This window comes from Rhodococcus sp. NPDC059968 (assembly GCF_042738615.1).
Classification (GTDB): domain Bacteria; phylum Actinomycetota; class Actinomycetes; order Mycobacteriales; family Mycobacteriaceae; genus Rhodococcus_F.
In genome coordinates, this window is record NZ_JBHWUE010000211.1 from 2,142 (window position 1) to 5,427 (window position 3,286).

Sequence of the window (3,286 nt, forward strand, 5' to 3'; positions counted from 1 at the left end):
CCGGTGTCTGCGCGGGTGGTTGGTTGTGTGTTGTTTGAGAACTGCACAGTGGACGCGAGCATCTTTGTTGTAAGTAATGAAGAGCGTACGGTGGATGCCTTGGCACCAGGAGCCGATGAAGGACGTAGGAGGCTGCGATAAGCCTCGGGGAGCTGTCAACCGAGCTGAGATCCGAGGATGTCCGAATGGGGAAACCCAGCACGAGTGATGTCGTGTTACCCGCACCTGAATATATAGGGTGTGTGGAGGGAACGTGGGGAAGTGAAACATCTCAGTACCCACAGGAAGAGAAAACAATAGTGATTCCGTGAGTAGTGGCGAGCGAAAGCGGAAGAGGCTAAACCATGGATGTGTGATAGCCGGCAGGTGTTGCATTCGTGGGGTTGTGGGGTTCATCTTGTCAATGCTGCCGTGTTGGCCGACAGTAAGAAATCATTGTGTTAGTGGAAGTGGTCTGGAACGGCCTGTCGTAGAGGGTGAGAGTCCCGTACACGAAAACATGATGACTGTCGTGATGGAAACCCAAGTAGCACCGGGCCCGTGAAATCTGGTGTGAATCTGTCGGGACCACCCGATAAGCCTGAATACTCCCTGGTGACCGATAGCGGACTAGTACCGTGAGGGAAAGGTGAAAAGTACCCCGGGAGGGGAGTGAAATAGTACCTGAAACCGTGCGCTTACAATCCGTCAAAGCCTTTGCACATTTCGGTGTGGGGGGTGATGGCGTGCCTTTTGAAGAATGAGCCTGCGAGTTAGTGGCATGTCGCGAGGTTAACCCGTGTGGGGTAGCCGTAGCGAAAGCGAGTCCGAATAGGGCGTCCGTAGTGGCATGTTCTAGACCCGAAGCGGAGTGATCTACCCATGGCCAGGTTGAAGCGACGGTAAGACGTCGTGGAGGACCGAACCCACTTAGGTTGAAAACTGAGGGGATGAGTTGTGGGTAGGGGTGAAAGGCCAATCAAACTCCGTGATAGCTGGTTCTCCCCGAAATGCATTTAGGTGCAGCGTCGCGTGTTTCTCACCGGAGGTAGAGCTACTGGATGGTCTAGGGGGCCCACAAGCTTACCGAAATCAGCCAAACTCCGAATGCCGGTGAGTGAGAGCGCGGCAGTGAGACTGCGGGCGATAAGGTTCGTAGTCGAGAGGGAAACAGCCCAGATCGCCAGCTAAGGTCCCTAAGCGTGTACTAAGTGGAAAAGGATGTGGGGTCGCGAAGACAACCAGGAGGTTGGCTTAGAAGCAGCCACCCTTGAAAGAGTGCGTAATAGCTCACTGGTCAAGTGATCCTGCGCCGACAATGTAGCGGGGCTCAAGTACACCACCGAAGCTGCGGCATTCACACAATGCACCCCCTTGATTCTGCGGAGTCTTGGGCAGTGGTGTGGATGGGTAGGGGAGCGTCGTGTGGCCATGGAAGCGGCGGGGTGACCCAGCCGTGGAGGCCACACGAGTGAGAATGCAGGCATGAGTAGCGAAAGACGAGTGAGAAACTCGTCCGCCGAATGACCAAGGGTTCCTGGGCCAGGTTAATCCGCCCAGGGTGAGTCGGGACCTAAGACGAGGCCGACAGGCGTAGCCGATGGACAACGGGTTGATATTCCCGTACCCGTGTGAACGCGCCCCTGGTGAATCAGTGATACTAACCATCCTGAAGCGTCCTTACGCCCCTTCGGGGGCCCTGGATGTGGATGCATGGGACCTGATCTGGTAGTAGCCAAGCGATGGGGTGACGCAGGAAGGTAGCTGAGCCAGTCAGTGGTAATACTGGTGTAAGCCTGTAGGGCGAATGGTAGGCAAATCCGCCATTCACACAGCCTGAGAGGTGACGCATAGCCGAATGAGGCGAATTCAGTGATCCTATGCTGCCGAGAAAAGCCTCTAGCGAGCTTTCACACGGCCCGTACCCCAAACCGACACAGGTGGTCAGGTAGAGAATACTAAGGCGATCGAGATAACTATGGTTAAGGAACTCGGCAAAATGCCCCCGTAACTTCGGGAGAAGGGGGGCCTCGTCCGGTGATCACTCTTGCAGTGTGAGCTGGGTGGGGCCGCAGAGACCAGTGAGAAGCGACTGTTTACTAAAAACACAGGTCCGTGCGAAGTCGTAAGACGATGTATACGGACTGACGCCTGCCCGGTGCTGGAAGGTTAAGAGGACCGGTTAGTTCTTCGGAGCGAAGCTGAGAATTTAAGCCCCAGTAAACGGCGGTGGTAACTATAACCATCCTAAGGTAGCGAAATTCCTTGTCGGGTAAGTTCCGACCTGCACGAATGGCGTAACGACTTCTCAGCTGTCTCAACCATAGACTCGGCGAAATTGCATTACGAGTAAAGATGCTCGTTACGCGCGGCAGGACGAAAAGACCCCGGGACCTTCACTACAGCTTGGTATTGGTGTTCGGTTCGGTTTGTGTAGGATAGGTGGGAGACTGTGAAGCGCTCACGCCAGTGAGTGTGGAGTCGTTGTTGAAATACCACTCTGATCGTATTGGACCTCTAACCTCGGACCATGATCTGGTTCAGGGACAGTGCCTGGTGGGTAGTTTAACTGGGGCGGTTGCCTCCCAAAATGTAACGGAGGCGCCCAAAGGTTCCCTCAGCCTGGTTGGCAATCAGGTGTCGAGTGCAAGTGCACAAGGGAGCTTGACTGTGAGACTGACAGGTCGAGCAGGGACGAAAGTCGGGACTAGTGATCCGGCACCGGCAAGTGGAAGCGGTGTCGCTCAACGGATAAAAGGTACCCCGGGGATAACAGGCTGATCTTCCCCAAGAGTCCATATCGACGGGATGGTTTGGCACCTCGATGTCGGCTCGTCGCATCCTGGGGCTGGAGTAGGTCCCAAGGGTTGGGCTGTTCGCCCATTAAAGCGGCACGCGAGCTGGGTTTAGAACGTCGTGAGACAGTTCGGTCTCTATCCGCCGCGCGCGTTAGAAACTTGAGGAAGGCTGTCCCTAGTACGAGAGGACCGGGACGGACGAACCTCTGGTGTGCCAGTTGTTCCACCAGGAGCACCGCTGGTTAGCTACGTTCGGAAGGGATAACCGCTGAAAGCATCTAAGCGGGAAGCCTGTTCCAAGATGAGGTTTCTCACCCCCTCGAGGGGGTAAGGCCCCCGGCAGACCACCGGGTTGATAGGCCAGAACTGGAAGTCCGGTAACGGATGCAGGTGACTGGTACTAATAGGCCGAGGACTTACCACAAAGAAGCTACGCGTCCACTGTGCAGTATCTGAAACAACACACACGTTTCAGAACTGAAGAAAGAAGAACAACAACAATTCTTGTT

At 55.1% G+C, this 3,286-nt stretch carries 1 rRNA gene; it reads left to right on the top strand.

Going from position 1 to position 3,286, the window contains the following annotated elements:
• Positions 1-67 precede the first annotated feature (67 nt).
• Positions 68-3,201, top strand: a 23S ribosomal RNA gene (locus tag ACFWAY_RS52960).
• The last annotated feature ends 85 nt before the right edge of the window (positions 3,202-3,286 follow it).